The organism is Flavonifractor sp. DFI.6.63 (genome assembly GCF_024462255.1).
Taxonomy (GTDB): Bacteria; Bacillota; Clostridia; order Oscillospirales; family Oscillospiraceae; genus Lawsonibacter_A; species Lawsonibacter_A hominis.
This window is the reverse complement of the sequence record NZ_JANGBE010000085.1, coordinates 1-495: the sequence shown is the minus strand read 5'-3', so window position 1 is coordinate 495 and position 495 is coordinate 1. Positions and strand designations below refer to the sequence as shown.

Here is a 495-nt window from a genome sequence, read left to right as displayed (position 1 = left end):
ACTTAGCAGCAGAAGCATGAATCGCAGCCGCAACCTTCGAGGCAGCAGCAGACTGATCAGAGGCATACTTAGTACCAGCAAGAGACTGATCGGACACGTAGCGAGTAGCAGCAGCCTGAATATTAGCCGTAGACAATTGCGTCTCAGCAGCCAATTCACTGGTATATTTTGACATAGCGGTATACTTATCCGCGACAGCCTGATTAGACTGAGCAGATACACGTGTAGCCTCCAAAGACATCATGGAAGACAGAAAACTACTAAGGAGACCAGCAACAGCACCAGTACCAGAAGTATCAACAGAACCCATAGAACCGTTCGGGGAAGAGGTGGAAGCCGTCGCACCACTGGTAACAGCGCTTCCACTCCCACCAGTAACAGACAAAACAGGATTAAGGCCAGCGGCAATTAAATCACGCACCTCTCTCTGATGAGCAGTATTTGACATGCGTTCTTGCCAATCACGATTCTTCCGGGCCTCGGCAGAATTATAAT

General features: G+C 49.1%; 1 protein-coding gene. It reads right to left on the bottom strand.

Annotated elements, in window-relative coordinates; genetic code table 11:
* A partial coding sequence (locus tag NE547_RS17990) for a hypothetical protein (RefSeq protein ID WP_256176623.1) occupies positions 1-495 on the bottom strand: 495 nt, incomplete at both ends.